Raw genomic sequence first — 19110 nt, forward strand, 5'->3', positions numbered from 1 at the left:
GACCCGTGTCCCGCACCGCTCTGCGCATATGCCCCCTCTGCGAGGCCACCTGCGGGCTGACGCTCACCGTCGACGGCACCCGGGTCACCGGCGCCCGCGGCGACCGGGACGATGTGTTCAGCAAGGGCTTCATCTGCCCCAAGGGCGCCTCCTTCGGAGCCGCCGACGCCGACCCCGACCGGCTGCGCGCACCGCTCGTGCGCCGGGACGGTGAACTGCGCGAGGCCACCTGGGAGGAGGCGTTCGACGCCGTCGCCGCCGGGCTGCGGCCGATCGTCGAGCGGTACGGACCGCACGCCGTCGGCGTCGTCCTCGGCAACCCCAACGTGCACACCGTGGCCGGCGGCCTCTACCCGCCCGTCCTGCTGGCCGGCCTCGGCACCCACAGCCTGTTCACGGCGTCCACCCTCGACCAGATGCCCAAGCACGTCTCCAGCGGACTGCTGTACGGGGACGCGGGCGCCATCCCCGTGCCCGATCTCGACCGCACCGACCACCTGCTGCTCATCGGCGCCAACCCCCTGGAGTCCAACGGCAGTCTGTGCACCGCCCCCGACTTCCCCGGCAGGCTCAAGGCGCTCAAGGCCCGCGGCGGCACCCTCACCGTGATCGACCCGCGCCGCACCCGCACCGCCCGGCTCGCCGACCGCCACGTCGCCGTCCGGCCCGGCACCGACGCCCTGCTGCTCGCGGCGATGACATACGTCCTCTTCGAGGAGGGCCTCGTCGACCTGGGGCATCTCGCCCCGCATGTGCAGGGAGTCCAGGACGTGGCCGCCGCCGTCCGGGACTTCGCGCCCGAGGCCGTCGCCGCGGCCTGCGACGTCGACGCGGACACCGTCCGCGCCCTGGCCCGGGAGCTGGCCGCCGCGCCCACCGCCGCCGTCTACGGCCGCATCGGCAGCTGCACCGTGCCGCACGGCACCCTCGCCAGCTGGCTGGTCGACGTGCTCAACATCCTCACCGGCAACCTCGACCGGCCCGGCGGCGCGCTCTTCCCGCTGTCGGCCACCGACAAGACCCCCCGGCCCGCCGGGCCCGGCCACGGATTCCGGCTCGGCCGCTGGCACTCACGGGTACGGCGGCACCCCGAGGCCAAGGGCGAACTGCCGATGTCCGCGCTCGCGGAGGAGATCGACACCGCCACCGACGAGGGCAGCCCGGTACGCGCCGTCATCGCGATCGCCGCCAACCCCGTGCTCTCCGCGCCTGACGGCGACCGCCTCGACAAGGCGCTCGGCTCGCTCGACTTCATGGTCAGCGTCGACCCGTACCTCAACGAGACCTCGCGCCATGCGCATGTCGTGCTGCCGCCACCCCCGCCGTCCCAGGCACCGCACTTCGACTTCGCCTTCAACTCCCTCGCCGTGCGCAACCAGGTGCGCTACACCCGGGCCGTCGTTCCCCTGGAGCCCGGCCGCATGGCGGAGACCGAGATTCTCGCCCGGCTGGTCCTCGCCGCGACAGGCATGCACGGCGCCGAGCCGGCCGCTGTGGACGCCCTGGTCATCGACCAGACCCTGGGCAAGGCCGTCACCGAGGCCCACTCGCCCGTCCACGGACGCGACCCGCGTGAACTGGCCATGCAGCTCTCCGGGGACGGCGGAGCCGAGCGGCGGCTGGACATGATGCTGCGCCTCGGCCCGTACGGCGACGGATTCGGGGCCCGGCCCGACGGGCTCAGCCTCCGGAAGCTGCTCGCCCATCCGCACGGCATCGACCTCGGCCCGCTCCAGCCCCGTCTGCCGCAGCCGCTGAAGACCGTGAGCGGCAAGGTCGAGCTGCTGCCGGACCCGATCGCGGGCGATCTGCCGCGCCTCAGGCAGGCGCTGGGCGAGCGCGCCGCCGGGCTCGTGCTCGTCGGACGGCGCCATCTGCGGTCCAACAACAGCTGGCTGCACAACGTGCCCGCGCTCACCGGCGGTTCCAACCGCTGCACCCTGCACGTCCACCCCGAGGACGCGGAGCGGCTCGGGCTCGTCGAGGGCGCGCCCATACGGGTCAAGGGCGCCGGGGGAGCGGTGACCGCACCCGTCGAGATCACCGACAGCGTACGGCGCGGGGTCGTGAGCCTGCCGCACGGCTGGGGCCACGACCGGCCCGGCACCCGGATGAGCCACGCCGCCCTCGACCCCGGTGTCAACGTCAACCAGCTCCTCGACGGCAGCCTGCTCGACCCGCTGTCGGGCAACGCGGTGCTCAACGGGGTGCCCGTCGAGCTTCTGCCGCTCGGCGCACCACGCTGATGTCGGCGACATCCGGCCTTCCCGCGACGGCGCGTCACCCGGGGCCGCGCCTTGCGAGCGGCCGGAGATCCCGGCGCCGGCCCCGTCGGCGCCCCGGGGAGCCGCTGGCGCGGCAAAACTAACGACGCTAGTTTGGGGCTCGGACGACACGGCCCCGCCCGGGAGGACGACGATGAAGGCACATGACGGCATGTACATCGACGGCGCCTGGCGCCCCGCTTCGGGCCCGGACGCCATCGACGTCGTGAACCCGGCGGACGAGCAGGTCATCGCCCGGGTCCCGGCGGGCACCGCCGAGGACGTCGACGCCGCCGTCCGTGCCGCCCGAGCCGCCCTCCCCGCGTGGGCCGCCACCCCGCCCGCCGAGCGGGCCGCGCGCCTGACCGCCCTGAGGGACGTGCTCCTCGCCCGCCAGGAGGAGATCGCCGAGACCGTCACGGCGGAGCTGGGGTCGCCGCCGTCGTTCTCCCGGACCGTGCAGGTGGGCCTGCCGATCGCGGTGGCGGGCTCGTACGCCGAACTGGCCGCCACCCACGCCTTCGAGGAGAAGGTCGGCAACTCCATCGTGCACCACGAGCCGGTCGGAGTCGTGGGCGCCATCACCCCCTGGAACTACCCCCTCCATCAGATCGTCGCCAAGGTCGCCCCCGCGCTCGCGGCGGGCTGCACCGTCGTCCTCAAGCCCGCCGAGGACACCCCGCTGACGGCCCGGCTGTTCGCGGAGGCGGTGCACGAGGCGGGCGTACCGGCCGGGGTGTTCCAGCTCGTCACCGGCCTCGGACCGGTCGCGGGCCAGGCGCTCGCCGGGCACGAGGGCGTCGACCTGGTCTCGTTCACCGGATCCACGGCGGTGGGCCGGCTGATCGGAGCGACGGCCGGAGCGGCCGTGAAGAAGGTCGCCCTGGAACTGGGCGGCAAGTCGGCGAACGTCATCCTGCCGAGTGCCGACCTCGCCAGGGCGGTGAACGTCGGCGTCGCGAACGTGATGGCCAACTCCGGCCAGACATGCAGCGCCTGGACGCGGATGCTGGTGCACCGGGACCGGTACGAGGAGGCGGTCGGGCTGGCGGCCGCGGCCGCGGACAAGTACGGCGACCGCATCGGCCCGCTGGTGAGCGCCAAGCAGCAGGCTCGGGTGCGCGGTTACATCGACCAGGGCATGGCGGAGGGCGCACGCCTGGTCGCGGGCGGCGCGGACGCCCCGCGCGAACGCGGCTTCTATGTGAGGCCCACCGTCTTCGCCGACGTCACCCCGGAGATGACGATCGCGCAGGAGGAGATCTTCGGCCCGGTGCTGTCGATCCTGCGCTACGAGGACGAGGAGGACGCCCTGCGGATCGCCAACGGTACGGTCTACGGACTCGCCGGCGCCGTCTGGGCGGGCGACGACGCGGAGGCCGCCGCATTCGCGCGGAGGATGGAGACCGGTCAGGTCGACATCAACGGCGGACGCTTCAACCCCCTGGCCCCCTTCGGCGGCTACAAGCAGTCGGGGGTGGGCCGCGAGCTGGGTGCGCACGGGCTCGCCGAATACCTCCAGACCAAATCCCTGCAGTTCCAGGAAGGCTGAGCGAGATGGTCCGTGCCGCTGTGCTGCCCGCCGTCGGTGCCCCGCTGGAGATCACCGGCATCGAGCTGCCGCAACCGGGCCCCGGCCGGGTCCGCGTCCGGCTGGCCGCCGCCGGGGTGTGCCACTCCGACCTGTCGCTGACCAACGGAACCATGCGGGTGCCGGTGCCCGCGGTCCTCGGACATGAGGGCGCGGGGACGGTGGTGTCCGTAGGCGAGGGCGTCACCCATGTCGCGCCGGGCGACGGTGTCGTCCTCAACTGGGCGCCTTCCTGCGGCAGTTGCCCCGCCTGTGAGCGGGGTGAGGTGTGGCTGTGTGCGAACGCGCTGACCGGCTCCGGGGACGTCCACGCCCGTCGCACGGACGACGGGACCGATCTCCACCCCGGTCTCAACGTGGCCGCCTTCGCCGAGGAGACGGTGGTGGCGGCCTCCTGTGTGCTGCCGGCCCCGGAGGGAGTGCCGCTGACCGACGCGGCCCTGCTGGGCTGTGCCGTTCTCACCGGGTACGGGGCCGTGCACCATGCGGCCCGGGTGCGGCCGGGGGAGACGGTGGCGGTGTTCGGCGTCGGCGGGGTAGGCCTCGCGGCCCTTCAGGCGGCCCGGATCGCGGGCGCGGAGCGGATCGTCGCGGTGGACCTGTCCCCCGCCAAGGAGGAGCTGGCCCGGCGGGCGGGCGCCACCGACTACCTGCTCGCCTCCGACACCACCCCGCGCGAGATCCGCGCTCTCACGGACAAGCAGGGTGTCGACGTGGCGGTGGAGTGCGTGGGCCGCGCGGTCACCATCCGGGCGGCCTGGGACGCCACGCGCCGCGGCGGCCGTACGACGGTCGTCGGCATCGGCGGCAAGGACCAGCAGGTCACCTTCAACGCCCTGGAGATCTTCCACTGGGGCCGCACCCTGTCGGGCTGTGTCTACGGCAACACGAACCCGGCCGAGGACCTGCCGGTCCTGGCCGAGCACGTGCGCTCCGGCCGGCTGGACCTCGGGACGCTGGTGACGGAACGCATCGCCCTGGAGGGCATCCCGGCGGCGTTCGACACCATGCTCGCGGGCAGGGGAGGTCGGGCGCTGGTGGTGTTCTAGGAACTCCGCGGCGGGGCGGGGAGGGGTGCCGGGCCGGGGGGGCTCTGGGCTACGCGGTCGGCGCGATCTGCCGGTACTGGTGCTCCAGCCCGTCCAGCAGTGCGGTGAGCCCGGTCTCGAAGGCCCGTTCGTCGATCTTCTCCTGCCGCTCGGCGAGCCGGTGGGCCTGGCCGAGGTGCGGGTAGTCGGCGGGATCGTACGCCGCGGCGTCGTCCACGAAACCGCCCGCGAACGAGCCGAGCGCGGAGCCCATGACGAAGTAGCGCATCAGCGCGCCGATGGAGGTGGCCTGCGCGGGCGGCCAGCCCGCGTCGACCATCGCGCCGTAGACGGCGTCCGCAAGACGCAGCGCGGCCGGGCGGCGGCCGGGCCCGCGCGCCAGGACCGGCACGATGTTCGGATGGGCGCGCAGGGCGGTCCGGTAGGAGACCGCCCAGTCGTGCAGCGCCCTCCGCCAGGGCCGGCCGTCCTCGAACATCGACAGGTCGACCTGTGCGCTCACCGAGTCTGCCACCGCCTCCAGGATCTCGTCCTTGGTGCGGAAGTGGTTGTAGAGGGAGGGCCCGCTCACCCCGAGTTCGGCGGCGAGACGGCGCGTGGAGACGGCCGCGAGGCCCTCCGCGTCCACCAGTGCCCGCGCCGTGACGACGATGCGGTCGGTGCTCAGGAGGGGCTTGCGCGGTCGGGCCATGGCGCACATAGTAGGGCTGCACCTTGAAACTAGCAGTGCTAATTTAAGGGTGCGGACTTCGAAGACCCTCCGGGAGCCCCTCCCGCGCCTCCCGGACCTTCCCTTGGGGTGACGCGTCGTGAATCTGGAGCTCAGTGAGGAGCAGGCCGCCGTGCGGCGGCTGGCCGAGGACTTCGTGGCCCGTGAGGTCGCCCCGCACGTCGTCGCCTGGGACCGGGCCGAGGAGGTCGACCGGGCGATCGTCGAGAAGCTGGGCCGGCTCGGCTTTCTCGGACTCACCATCGACGAGGAGTACGGCGGTTCGGGCGGCGACCACCTCGCGTACTGCCTGGTGACCGAGGAACTGGGCCGCGGCGACTCGTCCGTGCGCGGCATCGTCTCGGTCTCCCTCGGTCTCGTCGCCAAGACCGTCGCCGCCTGGGGCAGCGAGGAGCAGAAGCGGCAGTGGCTGCCGGGGCTCACCTCGGGCGCGTACGTCGGCTGCTTCGGCCTCACCGAACCGGGCACCGGATCCGACGCCGGCAATCTCACCACAAGGGCGGTCCGGGACGGCGACGACTATGTCGTCAACGGCACCAAGATGTTCATCACCAACGGCACCTGGGCCGATGTCGTGCTCCTGTTCGCGCGCTCCACGGACGCCCCGGGCCATCGGGGCGTCTCCGCCTTCCTCGTGCCGGCCGACACTCCCGGCCTCACCCGCCGCCCGATCCACGGCAAGCTCGGTCTGCGCGGCCAGGCCACCGCCGAGCTGGTCCTCGAGGACGTGAGGGTGCCGGCCTCCGCGATGCTGGGTCCCGAGGGCAAGGGCTTCTCGATCGCCATGTCCGCGCTCGCGAAGGGACGGATGTCGGTCGCGGCGGGCTGTGTCGGCATCGCGAGGGCCGCCCTGGAGGCGGCCGTTCGCTACGCCGGCGAGCGCGAGCAGTTCGGCCGCTCCATCGCCCACCACCAGCTGGTCCAGGAACTCCTCAGCGACATCGCCGTCGACGTGGACGCGGCGCGGCTGCTGACCTGGCGGGTCGCCGATCTGATCGACCGCGGGCTGCCCTTCGCCGTCGAGTCCTCCAAGGCCAAGCTCTTCGCCTCCGAGGCGGCCGTCCGGGCCGCCAACAACGCCCTCCAGGTCTTCGGCGGCTACGGCTATATCGACGAGTACCCGGCGGGCAAGCTCCTGCGCGACGCCCGGGTGATGACCCTCTACGAAGGCACGAGCCAGATCCAGAAGCTCGTCATCGGGCGCGACCTGACGGGTGTTTCGGCCTTCTGACCGTGTCTTCATTCCGAGGGCGTGCTAAGCGCTCGCTCACCTTCGGCGGTATGGTGTTACTCCGGCCGGTGAGAGGGGCGAGAGAGCGATGACTACGGCGGAGGAGACGGGCGGCGGCGAGGCGCCGTGGGCCGAGGTCACCCCGGACGCGGCCAGGCGGCTGCTCCTGGCTGCCGTGGAGGCCTTCGCCGAGCGTGGCTACCACGCGACCACCACCCGCGACATCGCGGGCCGCGCGGGCATGAGCCCGGCCGCCCTCTACATCCACTACAAGACCAAGGAAGAGCTGCTCCACCGCATCAGCCGGATCGGGCACGAGAAGGCCCTGGAGATCCTGCGGACGGCGGCCCGGCGGGAGGGTTCCGCGACCGAGCGGCTCGCCGACGCCGTGAGCTCCTTCGTCCGCTGGCACGCCGGGGGGCGCACCACCGCCCGGGTCGTGCAGTACGAACTGGACTCGCTCGGCCCGGAGGCCCGCGCCGAGATCCTGGCCCTGCGGCACGAGGTCGACGCCGAGGTGCGGGGGATCATCGAGGACGGACTGGCGACCGGCGAGTTCGACGTGCTGGACGTGCGCGGCACGACGCTGGCCGTGCTCTCCCTGTGCATCGACGTGGCCCGCTGGTTCAATCTGGACGGCCCCCGCACCCCCGAGGAGGTCGGCACGCTCTACGCCGACCTCGTGCTGCGGATGGTCGGGGCGGGCAAGTAGCCGCCCGGCCCGCTCGGGGGGCGGTGACCGGCCGGCCCGCTCAGAGGTAGTAGCGCGCGACCGACTCGGCCACGCACACCGGCTTGTCGCCGCCCTCGCGCTCCAGGGTGAAGGCCATCACCAGCTGCACCCCGCCCGGCACATCCTCCACGGCGCTGATCGTCGCGGTGGCGCGCACCCGGGAGCCGACCGGTACGGGCGCGGGGAATCGGACCTTGTTGGTCCCGTAGTTGACACCCATCTTCACGCCCTCGACCGTGATCAGCTGCGGTCCGAAGAGCGGGATCAGCGACAGGGTGAGATAGCCGTGCGCGATGGTCGTGCCGAAGGGGCCCGAGGCCGCCTTCTCGGGGTCGACGTGGATCCACTGGTGGTCACCCGTGGCGTCCGCGAACAGGTCGATCCGCTTCTGGTCGATCTCCAGCCAGTCGGTGTACCCCAGCTGCTCGCCCACCGCCGCCTTCAGTTCGTCGGCGGACGTGAAGATCCTCGGCTCTGCCATGTTCCCGGCCTCTCGCGTGATGAAGTCAGCATGCCTAAGCAACTGCTTAGCATGGTCGCCCGCGGGATCCGTGTCAACGGACCGGGCCCGGACATGGCCGGGGAAAAGGGTCCCGGACCCGCGGAGGCCGCCGGGGCCCGCCGCTCGACGGCCCCCGGCCCGCGCTCACTCGTACTCCGTGCCGCCCTTCCGGGTCAGATACGCCGGACTGACCGCCTTGGCGATCGCCCTGCCCTCGGTCACCGGGCTGTACCGCTCGGTGACCGGCCGGATCACCACACCCTCACGCAGATGTATCCCCCGCCCCGACACCGTCTCCCGCCCCGTGGCGCACTCCAGCACCCGCGCGAGGTCATACGGCCCCTCGTACAGCCTCGGCACCAGCGGCAGTTCCCCGGCGAGCAAGGCCACGGCATCCAGCCAGCGGGGCGTGCCGTCGATCTCCGCGGACACGTCGAAGACGGCGTACCCCAGGGTGTCGCGCCGCCCGTCGGCGCCGTATGTCAGATCCTGGACGCCCGCGCCGTAGACCTCGCCGAAGATCCCCACCCGGCGCGCGCCGAGCCGCTCGGCGAGCCGGGCCGCGGCCTCGGGGACGCCGTGACCGCACACCGCCCGCCAGTACAGATTGCGCGGATCCTCCCTCAGCGCCAGGGACTTGGCGGCGAAGCCCTTCGAGGAGACGTACACCCGGTCCTCGTCCGCGACATACGTCAGCAGGCACGCCGAACCGTGCAGCTTCTCCGTCAGGACTACGGGCTCCCCCGGCGCGAAGATGTCCGGATAGCGCTGGAGATTACCGATGTCCACCCAGGGCATCAGACCGGGCGCGGACTCCACCTCGCCGCTCATGGTGGGCGGGATCGGCGGCACCCACTTGGTGATGCCGAGCACCTCCGCGAAGTCGGTGCCCTCCGCCGCGGCCCGCGCGAGGTCGACGTCCGCCAGCGCCCTGGGGCGGCAGACGATGCCCTGCGAGAGCTCGCCGCGCAGCCGGACCGCCTTGACCCGGTCGGACGTGCTGCCCGCGAGCCGTCCGGTCAGCCCCAGCTCCTCGATCAGGGCCGCCGGGAGCACGGACTGCTCGGGGATGTAGACGGCGGTGTCACCGGTGCGGTACTGGCCCTTGGCGATGACGGACCGGTACAGGCCCACCTGGGCCAGTTCGAGTGCGTCGGCGTTGGGATGCTCATGGACGGTCAGCACTTCGGCGGTGACGCGCAGCGTCGACATCGGGGCTCCTCAAGGTTCCTCGGCTGTGTTTCATCGCCCCCCACTGTCCCCAGGGGCAAAGGGATGGAGCCAGCGGATTTGCGGCTGGTAGCGTCTGCCTCTCCGTCCGGCGGCGACGCCGGGTATGTCCGTCTTCGAGGCTCCCGGACACTTCGACGACCACGCCGCCGCGATGCACCGATTGCTGCCGCGCGGCGCGCGCGATGGCGGACGGCAGTCTCGAGGGTGTCGGTTGGGGAGCGCACGGGCTGAGCCGGGTGGACTGGCGTTCCTGCCCGCCCAGCAGGCAGCCGCCATCGAGGCGTTCCTGTACGCCTGGTGGGAGGACGTCCTGCCACGCCGCGGCCGTCGTATCCGGTGGACGAGGTCTTCGAGACCTGTGCCGCCATCGCGGGGTCTGTGACGCCCTTCCCCGAGCGCCGGCTGCGGCTCCCCGTCGCCGAGGCGCACCTCGTGGGCTGCGCGGACAGCCGGCTCGACGATCTCCTCGCCGACGACTCGCCCTTCTCCTGGCTGCAGGCAGCGGAGAACACGGCGGTGGCGGAACTCCAGTCGTGGTTCGCCCCGCGGGCTTGCGATCGCCTGTGCGCCCCGGGCGAGGCCGACCTGACCGACCGGGCCGCGCTTCTCGCCCTGCCGCAGGAGCGGCGCTGGGACCGTTCGTCCTGAACCGGCCCCTCCGTCACCGGACGGGCGCTCGGCAGAGCCCCGGTGTCCGCACGGCACGCCGGCGTGCCGACGGCCGGCCCGGGTCTCGATTGGGGGTGCGGCATCCCCGGCGCACCCCCGCGCCCTCGGGCGCTTTGGTCAGGCCGACACCAGCAGCCGTGCGCGCCGGGCCTCCGCCAGCGCCCCGGGCGTCAGCACGGGCACCGGCACCACGATGCCGCAGTCCGTGCAGACCGGGCCCGAGGACGGCTCATGGGCCAGGTCGTACCTCCATACGAGGCGTTCGCCGGCGCACACCGGGCAGGCCGCGCCCGGTTCGCGCTCCAGTGCGGCGATGAGCCGGCGCAACACCTCGGCCAGCGGTTCACCGGGGTGCACCCGCGGGTCGTCGCACCAGGCGACACCGAAACCGCCCCAGGTCAGCCGGTGCCAGTCGTCGACACTGCCCGGCCTGCGCAGCCCGTCGTGCTTCTCCTTCCTGCGACGCTGCGTGAACTCGGCCTCATAGGCGAGCCACACGGACCGGGCCTCCTCCAACTCCTCCAGCGCGGCCACGAGCCGCGCCGGATCGGGGGAGCGGTCCTCGGGACCGAACCCGGCCCGGGAGCACAGATGGTCCCAGGTCGCCCGATGCCCGTAAGGGGCGAACTTCTCCAGGCACTTGCGCAGTGAGTAACGCCGTAGCGCCAGATCGCACCTGGGGTCTCGTACCTGTCTCGCCAGACTCCGGAAACCGGCCATCGCCCTGCACCTCCGTCACACCTGCACCTGTACTTCGGTTACCTCGGCGTCGTCGTTCGGACGTCGCCGAATAGACGTATCGACAACCGATTCGGCTCCATCCTTTTTCGATGACCTCCCCAAGTCGACTGCCGAACTATTGAAAGTTGACGCTTGTTCATCTTCAATCGCGGGGGATACCGGCGGTAACGGCCGCCCGCCCCCCAGCTCTCGTCTCCGCTCGAGCAGGGGGACCCCATCGTCGGGAGGAGCTGTCATGCCACAGCGCGCCCCACGCAACGTCCTCGACAGACTGAGAACTCCCCGCAGTTTTCCGAAGTTCCTCGGGGCCGCCGCGATATGCGTCCTCGTGGGCGGTCTTTTGTCGCCAATCTCCGCGGCGGCCGACGACGGCACGGCGGCCTTAGGTGCCGCGGCCGCCGGCGACTACTGCGGCGGCCGGTGTTCGGACATCCTTCCGCCCGGCGAGAACGGCAACGCCACCCTCGCCCAGATCCTGCTCAACCAGGCCTTCGGTACCCAGCCCGGCCACGCCGAGGACCAACTGGGTCCGTACGCCGACCTGGCCAAGGGCTACTCCGCGCTCACCGACGCCCAGATCAACACCTTCTTCAACGACGCGTCGTTCGGGGTTCCGTCCGGTCAGGTCGCGTCCACCGAGAAGCCCGCGGGCCGCAGCGACGTGACGATCGTCCGCGACAGGAAGACGGGCGTCCCGCACATCACCGGCATCACCCGCTACGGCACGGAGTTCGGTGCCGGGTATGCGGCGGCCGAGGACCGGCTGTGGCTGATGGACGTCTTCCGGCACGTCGGACGCGGCCGGCTGACCTCCTTCGCCGGCGGCGCGGCCGCCAACCAGGGGCTTGAACAGCAGTTCTGGCGCAACGCGCCCTACACCGAGGCCGATCTCCAGGCCCAGATCGACCACGCGGTGGCCGCCGCCGGCGACCGCGGCAGGCAGGCCCTCGACGACGTCAACGCCTATCTCGCAGGTGTCAACGCCTACATCGACGCCTCCGACAGCGGCCGCTACTTCCCCGGCGAGTACGTCCTGACCGGCCACAAGGACGCCATCACCAACGCCGGCACCATCGAGCACTTCAAGGTCACCGACATGGTCGCGCTCGCCTCCGTGATCGGCGCCCTGTTCGGCTCGGGCGGTGGCGGCGAGGTCGGCAACGCCATCTCCCTGCTCGCGGCCCAGTCCAGGTACGGCGTGGAGCAGGGCACCAAGGTCTGGGAGTCCTTCCGCGAGCGCAACGATCCCGAGGCCGTGCTCACCGTCCACAACGGGGAGAGCTTCCCTTACGCGTCGAAGCCCGGCAGCCCGCAGGGCGCGGCACTGCCCGACGCCGGTTCCGTGACCCAGGAGCCGCTCGTCTACGACCGCACCGGCAGCGGGGCCACCGCCGGCGCCGAGAGAGCCTCGAAGAGCGCGGCCACCACGGCCCTGTCCTCCGCCCGGCGCGGTATGTCCAACGCCCTCGTGGTCAGCGGCAAGTACACCCCGAGCGGCCACCCGATCGCCGTCTTCGGCCCGCAGACCGGCTACTTCGCGCCCCAGCTGCTGATGCTCCAGGAGATCCAGGGGCCGGGCATCAGCGCCCGCGGCGCCTCCTTCGCGGGCCTGAGCATGTACGTCGAACTGGGCCGCGGCCAGGACTACTCGTGGAGCGCCACGACCTCCGGCCAGGACATCATCGACACCTACGCCGTCGAGCTGTGCCAGGACGACTACCACTACCTGTACCACGGCACCTGCACCGCCATGGACAAGGTCGAGCAGAAGAACGCCTGGTCCCCGACCGTCGCCGACGGAACCGCGGCCGGCTCGTACACCATGCGGGTCTGGCGGACGAAGTACGGCCCCGTCGAGTACCGCGCGACCGCCGGCGGCAGGAAGGTCGCCTACACCACCCTGCGCTCCTCCTACCTGCACGAGGCCGACTCGATCATCGGCTTCCAGATGCTGAACGACCCCGGCTACGTCAAGGGCCCGCAGGACTTCCAGAGCGCGGTGCAGCACATCAACTACACATTCAACTGGTTCTACGCGGACTCCCAGCACACCGCGTACTACAACAGCGGCGACAACCCGGTGCGCGCGAACGGCGTCGACGCCGACTTCCCGGTGTGGGCGCAGGCACCGTACGAATGGCGCAACTGGGACCCGGCGACGAACACGGCGGACTACACCCCACCGTCCCAGCACCCGAACTCCGTCGACCAGGACTACTACATCTCCTGGAACAACAAGCAGGCCAGGGACTACGCGGCCGCTCCCTGGGGCGAGGGGCCGGTCCACCGCGGCAATCTGCTGGAGGACCGGGTGAAGAGGCTGGTGGCGGCGGGCGGGGTGACCCGCTCCGCGCTGGTCGAGGCGATGGCGGACGCGGCGCTCGCCGATCTGCGGGCCGAGGACGTGCTGCCCGGACTGCTGAGGGTCGTGAACAGCTCGGCGGTCACGGACCCCACGGCCGCGGCGGCGGTGGGCAAGCTGTCCGCGTGGGTGTCGGCGGGCGCGCGGCGCACCGAGACCTCGTCCGGCTCGAAGACCTACGCCGACGCCGACGCGATCCGCATTCTCGACGCCTGGTGGCCGCTGCTGGTCAAGGCCGAATTCGAACCGGGCCTCGGCAGCGACCTGTACACGGCCTTCGCCGGCAACCTGCCGGTCGACGAGTCCCCGTCGGCCGCGCACGGCCCGACCGGCTCACACGCCGGAAGCTCCTTCCAGTACGGCTGGTGGAGCTATGTCGACAAGGACATCCGGGCGGTGCTGGGGGAGCCGGTACAGGGCCCGTTGGCGCAGAAGTACTGCGGCGGCGGCAGCCTGAGCGCCTGCCGGGACATCCTGATCGGCACTCTCAAGCAGGCCGCCGGACTGACGGCGTCCCAGGTGTACCCCGGCGACGACCAGTGCTCGGCCGGTGATCAGTGGTGCGCCGACTCGATCGTCCAGCGCGCTCTCGGCGGCATCAAGCACGGCAGGATCAGCTGGCAGAACCGGCCGACGTTCCAGCAGGTGGTGGAGTACACCTCGCACCGCTAGGCCGAAAGCGGCGGCGGGTCAGACCACACGGCCCGCCGCCAGCACCAGCTGCGCCAGTTCCCGGTGCAGGATGTCGCTGTGCGCGCCGGAGGGCGGTCCGCCCCGGCAGACCACGGCGGACGCGTCGACGTTCACACAGCCCGTCGCCGGCAGCCCACGCAGCGCCTCGGTGAGCGCGAGACCCCGGGTACCGTCCACCGCCTGCACACCGTCGTGCCCCATGGCGCCCCACCTGGGCCCGAGGAACCGGCCGATGTCGAAGCCCTCCGTGGGACCGTCGGCCAGCGAGCGATCGTCCCCGGCCATCCGCGACGCCAGCGGATACAGGGTGCCGAGCGCCGAGTCGAAGTGGGAGTAGCAGCACACCAGGGGCCCGTCGACACGGTCGCGGTATTCGTGCAGGACGCCACCGGAGCGCGGGTCGTCGGGAAGGCGGGCCGCGAACGCGTAGTGGGAGAAGGCTCCTTGGAGCAGCGTCACGGACTTCACCGTGCGCGCGCCGTCCGGCAGCCCCCGCAGCGCGAACGACACCAGCCGCCCGCCGAAACTGTGGCCGACGAGATGGACGCGCACGCCCGGTGCCGTCTGTGCCAGCCGCCCGATCACCGGCCCGAGCCCGCGCTCCCCGACCGTGCCCGCGCGCCTCTTCATCGCGTAGTACGTGGCCTGCCGCAACACCTCACGGGCCCCGTCCCACAGATCCTTCGGCGTCCACGAGAACCCCTCCGCGCTCGCAGCCGCCGCCGACTCCACCTGCTCCAGCGCCCGTGCGAAGTACCGGCACACCCGCGTCATGTCCTCCGACAGCATCGCGGGACCGTTCCCGGACGGCCCGTCCCACCCCGTGTCCGCGGCACACCCGGCCTGCGGTCCCTGCGGATCCACCTCCACCAGCCGCCGTACGAGCCGGCCGAACTCCTGCAGCGAGGGGCCGTCGTCCGGGCGAAGGTCCAGCAGCCGGGCCAGCCCTTCCACCTCGTCGGTGCGGCCGGGGAAGGCCTTCACCAGCGCCTGCCGGCTGCTCTCGTCCAGCCCCGGCCGGGCGCCCGCGGGAACGCCCGCCACGGCCGAGTGCGGGAAATCGGGGACCGGTTCGTCGGCGAACATCATCGACGGCCAGATCACGCCGGCATAGCCCAGGCGGGCCTTCGGCGCGAGTGAGGGCATGGGCGCGAAGAAGCGGCCGTAGAGGCGGGTCGCGCCGGAGCGCTCGTTGTTCCAGCCGTGCGCGAAGACCAGCAGGTCCCGCACTCCGCGCCGGGTCACGTCCGCGAGCAGACGGTCCCGCTCGGGGCCGTCCACGTCTCCGTCCGCGTCGAAGGTCAGCTCCCAGTAGGGATTCACGCCGATCGCCGGTACCGCCATGAGGGACCCCCTTGCGCCGAGGCCGAGTGCGCTGTGTCCGCATAGTCCCGCTGCTGGGGGAACTTGGCCATACGTCACGACTCATGCGTACACAAGGTACCTCTCACGGACCCGCCGGAAAGCGTGCAGCTCGCCCTGCCAGGCGGCCACCACCTCGTCGGCGGTCGCGCCCGCGTCGATCATGGTGCGTACCCGGGCGGACCCCGTCAGTCTGTCGATCCAGGCGTCGGGGCGCCAGGCGAAGCCGCTCCACACCTTCCTGGCGGTCACGAGCAGCGCGATCCCGGTGCGGACGGGGTCGTACGCGTCCCGGTCGTGCACATGGATCTGCACGCCGCCGACGGTCTTCCCCTGGAACTTGGAGAAGGTGGGCGTGAAGTACGCCTCCCTGAAGTGCACCCCGGGCAGGCCAAGGCGCTCGGCCTCGGCCGCCCACCGCCCGTCGATCCCCTCCGCGCCCAGCAGTTCGAAGGGCCGGGTGGTGCCCCGCCCCTCCGAGAGACCGGTGCCCTCGAACAGACAGGTTCCGGAGTAGACCAGCGCGGTGTCGGGGGTCGGCATGTTGGGGCTCGGCGGCACCCAGGGCAGACCGGAGACATCGTAGAAGTCCGACCGCCTCCAGCCCGTCATCAGGACGGTGTCGAGCGGGACGGGCGCGCTCAGGAACTCCCCGTTGAACAGCAGCGCCAGCTCCGCCACCGTCATCCCGTGCGCCTGGGAGACCGGCTGCCGTCCCACGAAACTGGCGAACTCCCTGTGCAGGACCGGTCCCTGGGCGGACCGCCCGGTCACGGGATTGGGCCGGTCCAGGACCATGAACCGTTTACCCGCCAGCCGGGCGGCCTCCATGCAGTCGTAGAGGGTCCAGATGTAGGTGTAGAAGCGGGCGCCGACGTCCTGGACGTCGAAGACGACGCTGTCGACGCCGGACGCCGTGAAGACGTCCGCGAGCGCCTGCCCGCTCTTGCCGTAGGTGTCGTACACGGGAAGTCCGGTCGCCGGATCGTCGTAGCGCCCCTCGGAGCCGCCGGCCTGCGCGGTGCCCCGGAAGCCGTGCTCGGGGCCGAAGACCGCGACCAGGTTCACCCGCGGGTCGGCGTGCATCACGTCGACGATGTGGCGCAGGTCCCGGGTCACACCGGTCGGATTGGTGACCACCCCGACCCGTCGGCCGTCCAGGAGCGCATAGCCGTCCGCCGCCAGCCGCTCGAAACCGGTGCGCAGACGCCTGCCGCGCTCGTCGCCGGAGGCTGACGTGACCGATGAGACAGACGTGACCTGGGTGACTGAGGTGGCGGACGCTGTGGGCGCCGACAGCGAGACGGCCGTCGCCGTGGTCGCGGTGAGCAGCCCTCGTCGGGACAGCCTCATGCGGTGACCTCCGTGATCGACGGATCTGTCATGCGCACGCTCCATCGGAGAGGGCTCTTCCCTCGTTACATACCGACTGGTTAGTCTGGCGCTCGCAGCAGAGCCGACCGCGGCAGAGCCGAGTCGCGTGGCGTCGCGTCGAAGGAGACCGATGGTGGAAGCCGTGCAGGATGCGGGAGTGGTGGTCACCGGGGCGGGAGGCGGCATCGGGGCCGCGCTGGCCCGCCGCTTCGCCGCCGAGGGGGCGAGGGTCGTCGTCAACGACCTGGACGCCGAACGGGCCAAGGCCGTGGCCGACGAGATCGGCGGCATCGCGGTCCCCGGGGACGCCTCCGCGATCGTGACCGAGGCGCGGGACGCCCTCGGCGGCACGGTCGACGTCTACTGCGCCAACGCGGGCCTCGGCTCGGGCGGCACCGAGGCGGCCGACGAGGAGGTGTGGGAGCGGGCCTGGGACGTGAACGTCATGGCGCACGTCCGCGCCGCCCGCGCCCTGCTGCCCGCCTGGCTGGAGCGCGGCGAGGGCCGCTTCGTCTCCACGGTCTCGGCCGCCGGACTGCTCACCATGATCGGTGCCGCCCCGTACAGCGTCACCAAGCACGGGGCGTACGCCTTCGCCGAGTGGCTCTCGCTGACCTACCGCCACCGCGGCCTCAAGGTGCACGCGATCTGCCCCCAGGGCGTCCGCACCGACATGCTGACCGCGTCCGGAAGCGCCGGTGAACTGGTGCTCGCACCGACCGCGATCGACCCCTCCGACGTCGCCGACGCGCTCATCAAGGGCATCGAGGAGAACCGCTTCCTGATCCTGCCGCACCCGGACGTCGCCGCGTACTATCAGGCGCGCGCCACCGAGCCGGATCGCTGGCTGACGAACATGAACCATCTCCAGCAGAAGTGGGAGTCCGCCCGGTGAGCCCGTCCCGATACGCCGCGAAGCCCTGGCTCTCCCTGCTCAGCGAAGCCCAGCGCATGCCCGTCCACCCCGCCGACTCCCTGGTGCACGCCCTGCGCACGGTCCCGGGGGACCGTACGGCCCTCGCCTACTTCGACGGGCGCCTCGGCTACGCCGAACTGGACGACCTCACCGACTCGGTCGCCGGGCACCTGGCCGCCCGGGGCCTCGAGCGCGGGGACCGGGTCGCGATCCTGCTGCAGAACTCCCCGCACTTCGTGATCGCCCTGCTGGGGGCCTGGAAGGCGGGCGCGACCGTCGTGCCCGTCAACCCGATGTACAAGTCGGGCGAGGTCGCCCACATCCTCAAGGACGCCGAGGTGAGCGCCCTGGTGTGCGCCGACCGCGCGTGGGAGGCGTATCTGCGGGACACGGCAGCCGGCTCGCCGGTCCGTATCGTGCTCACCGCCTGCGAGCTGGATCTGCAGACCCGGGGCGACGCGCGGGTGATGAACTTCGAGCGTGCGGAACCGGCCGCCGATGCGGACGACCTCGTGGCCGTCGCCCGGCAGGGCCACCCGGCGCCGGAGGGCCGCGACCCGGCGCCCTCGGACATCGCACTGATCAGCTACACCTCGGGCACCAGCGGCACCCCCAAGGGCGCCGTCAACACCCACGGCAACGTCATGTACAACGCCGAGCGGCAGCGGACCGGACTGGGCCTGCCCGACTCACCGGTCTACTTCGCCCTGGCGCCCCTGTTCCACATCACCGGCATGGTGTGCGAACTGGTGGCCTGTCTCACCAGCGGAGGGACGCTCGTCCTCGCCTACCGCTTCGAGGCGGGCGTCGTCCTCGACGCCTTCGCCGAGCACCGGCCCCACTACACCGTCGGCCCGTCGACGGCCTTCATGGCACTGGCCGCGCACCCGTCCGTCACCCCGGGCCACTTCTCCTCCTTCAAGGTGATCTCCTCCGGTGGAGCCCCGCTGCCACCCGCCCTGGTGGAGAAGTTCCGGGACGGCTTCGGGCCGTACATCCGCAACGGCTACGGCCTCACCGAGTGCACCGCGCCCTGCGCCTCCGTGCCGCCCGGCCGGGAGGCGCCCGTGGACCCCGTCTCCGGGACGCTCGCCGTCGGCGTGCCGGGCCCCGACACGGTCGTCCGCATCGTCGACGACGAGGGGCAGGAGGTACCGTTCGGTGAGCAGGGCGAGATCGTCGTCCGGGGCCCGCAGGTGGTGCCCGGCTACTGGGGACGGCCCGACGCCACCGCCGAGACCTTCCCGGACGGCGAACTGCGCACCGGGGACATCGGATTCATGGACGCGCGCGGCTGGCTGTACGTCGTCGACCGGAAGAAGGACATGATCAACGCGTCCGGCTTCAAGGTGTGGCCGCGCGAGGTGGAGGACGTCCTCTACACCCATCCGGCGGTGCGCGAGGCGGCCGTCGTCGGGGTGCCCGACGGCTACCGCGGGGAGACCGTCAAGGCGTACATCAGCCTCCGCACGGGCACCGAGACGGACCCGGACGCGCTGGCCGCGTACTGCAAGGAGAGACTTGCAGCCTACAAGTACCCGCGCCAGGTGGAGATCCTCCCCGATCTGCCGAAAACGGCGAGTGGGAAGATTCTTCGTCGGGAACTGCGTTCCCGATCGCAGATCAGCCAGTAGAGCATCCAGGAAAGGCAGGTGGCGGC

Annotated in this window: 15 protein-coding genes; 9 read left to right on the top strand and 6 right to left on the bottom strand. The window is 71.9% G+C overall.

The window, feature by feature from the left end:
• Positions 1–5: 5 nt before the first annotated feature.
• The 3 genes from LZ604_RS24035 (at position 6) to LZ604_RS24045 (ending at position 4904) form a co-directional block, all read left to right on the top strand.
• Positions 6–2246 carry a molybdopterin oxidoreductase family protein gene (locus LZ604_RS24035; protein ID WP_234517521.1) on the top strand — a complete coding sequence of 747 codons (2241 nt, stop codon included), beginning with the start codon at positions 6–8 and terminating at the stop codon, positions 2244–2246.
• Positions 2247–2418: 172 nt separating this feature from the next.
• Complete coding sequence (locus LZ604_RS24040; RefSeq protein WP_234517522.1) at positions 2419–3816, top strand: aldehyde dehydrogenase family protein; 1398 nt, start codon at positions 2419–2421, stop codon at positions 3814–3816.
• A 5-nt stretch (positions 3817–3821) separates the two neighbouring features.
• On the top strand, positions 3822–4904 hold the full coding sequence (locus LZ604_RS24045) for a Zn-dependent alcohol dehydrogenase (RefSeq protein ID WP_234517523.1): 1083 nt from the start codon (positions 3822–3824) through the stop codon (positions 4902–4904).
• A gap of 49 nt (positions 4905–4953) precedes the next feature.
• Here LZ604_RS24045 and LZ604_RS24050 read toward each other — a convergent pair whose 3' ends face one another.
• A complete protein-coding gene (locus LZ604_RS24050; RefSeq protein ID WP_234517524.1) occupies positions 4954–5604 on the bottom strand; it encodes a TetR/AcrR family transcriptional regulator in 651 nt (216 codons plus the stop codon).
• Between the two features lie 109 nt (positions 5605–5713).
• Between LZ604_RS24050 and LZ604_RS24055 the strand changes: the two genes are divergently transcribed.
• Both LZ604_RS24055 and LZ604_RS24060 read left to right on the top strand, forming a co-directional pair.
• Positions 5714–6865, top strand: coding sequence for an acyl-CoA dehydrogenase family protein (locus tag LZ604_RS24055; protein WP_234517525.1), 1152 nt, complete (start codon positions 5714–5716; stop codon positions 6863–6865).
• 88 nt (positions 6866–6953) lie between these two features.
• The gene (locus LZ604_RS24060; RefSeq protein ID WP_234517526.1) at positions 6954–7577 is read left to right on the top strand and encodes a TetR/AcrR family transcriptional regulator; all 624 of its coding nucleotides are present in this window, start codon (positions 6954–6956) and stop codon (positions 7575–7577) included.
• A 40-nt stretch (positions 7578–7617) separates the two neighbouring features.
• Here the strand turns inward: LZ604_RS24060 and LZ604_RS24065 are convergent, their stop codons facing one another.
• Together LZ604_RS24065 and LZ604_RS24070 are read right to left on the bottom strand one after the other, a co-directional pair.
• Entirely contained in the window at positions 7618–8079 is a 462-nt protein-coding gene (locus tag LZ604_RS24065) for a MaoC family dehydratase (RefSeq protein ID WP_234517527.1), read from the bottom strand.
• Between the two features lie 165 nt (positions 8080–8244).
• On the bottom strand, positions 8245–9312 hold the full coding sequence (locus LZ604_RS24070; RefSeq protein WP_234517528.1) for an RNA ligase (ATP): 1068 nt from the start codon (positions 9310–9312) through the stop codon (positions 8245–8247).
• Positions 9313–9630: 318 nt separating this feature from the next.
• On the opposite strand from LZ604_RS24070, the gene LZ604_RS24075 reads away from it, so the two are divergent.
• Positions 9631–9981, top strand: a complete 351-nt coding sequence (locus tag LZ604_RS24075; RefSeq protein ID WP_234517529.1) for a hypothetical protein — start codon at positions 9631–9633, stop codon at positions 9979–9981.
• A 138-nt stretch (positions 9982–10119) separates the two neighbouring features.
• Here the strand turns inward: LZ604_RS24075 and LZ604_RS24080 are convergent, their stop codons facing one another.
• The gene (locus LZ604_RS24080; RefSeq protein WP_234517530.1) at positions 10120–10722 is read right to left on the bottom strand and encodes a hypothetical protein; all 603 of its coding nucleotides are present in this window, start codon (positions 10720–10722) and stop codon (positions 10120–10122) included.
• A 256-nt stretch (positions 10723–10978) separates the two neighbouring features.
• Between LZ604_RS24080 and LZ604_RS24085 the strand changes: the two genes are divergently transcribed.
• On the top strand, positions 10979–13777 hold the full coding sequence (locus LZ604_RS24085) for a penicillin acylase family protein (RefSeq protein ID WP_234517531.1): 2799 nt from the start codon (positions 10979–10981) through the stop codon (positions 13775–13777).
• Positions 13778–13795: 18 nt separating this feature from the next.
• On the opposite strand, the gene LZ604_RS24090 is transcribed toward LZ604_RS24085, so the two are convergent.
• Both LZ604_RS24090 and LZ604_RS24095 read right to left on the bottom strand, forming a co-directional pair.
• Positions 13796–15142 carry a serine-threonine protein kinase gene (locus LZ604_RS24090; protein WP_234517532.1) on the bottom strand — a complete coding sequence of 449 codons (1347 nt, stop codon included), beginning with the start codon at positions 15140–15142 and terminating at the stop codon, positions 13796–13798.
• An 81-nt stretch (positions 15143–15223) separates the two neighbouring features.
• Entirely contained in the window at positions 15224–16513 is a 1290-nt protein-coding gene (locus tag LZ604_RS24095; RefSeq protein WP_234517533.1) for an exo-beta-N-acetylmuramidase NamZ family protein, read from the bottom strand.
• Positions 16514–16664: 151 nt separating this feature from the next.
• Between LZ604_RS24095 and LZ604_RS24100 the strand changes: the two genes are divergently transcribed.
• Both LZ604_RS24100 and LZ604_RS24105 read left to right on the top strand, forming a co-directional pair.
• A complete protein-coding gene (locus LZ604_RS24100) occupies positions 16665–17429 on the top strand; it encodes an SDR family oxidoreductase (protein ID WP_234517534.1) in 765 nt (254 codons plus the stop codon).
• Positions 17426–19084, top strand: coding sequence for a class I adenylate-forming enzyme family protein (locus LZ604_RS24105; RefSeq protein WP_234517535.1), 1659 nt, complete (start codon positions 17426–17428; stop codon positions 19082–19084). The genes LZ604_RS24100 and LZ604_RS24105 overlap by 4 nt, the downstream gene beginning before the upstream one ends.
• The last annotated feature ends 26 nt before the right edge of the window (positions 19085–19110 follow it).

Source organism: Streptomyces glomeratus (assembly GCF_021462825.1).
GTDB classification, from domain to species: domain Bacteria; phylum Actinomycetota; class Actinomycetes; order Streptomycetales; family Streptomycetaceae; genus Streptomyces; species Streptomyces glomeratus.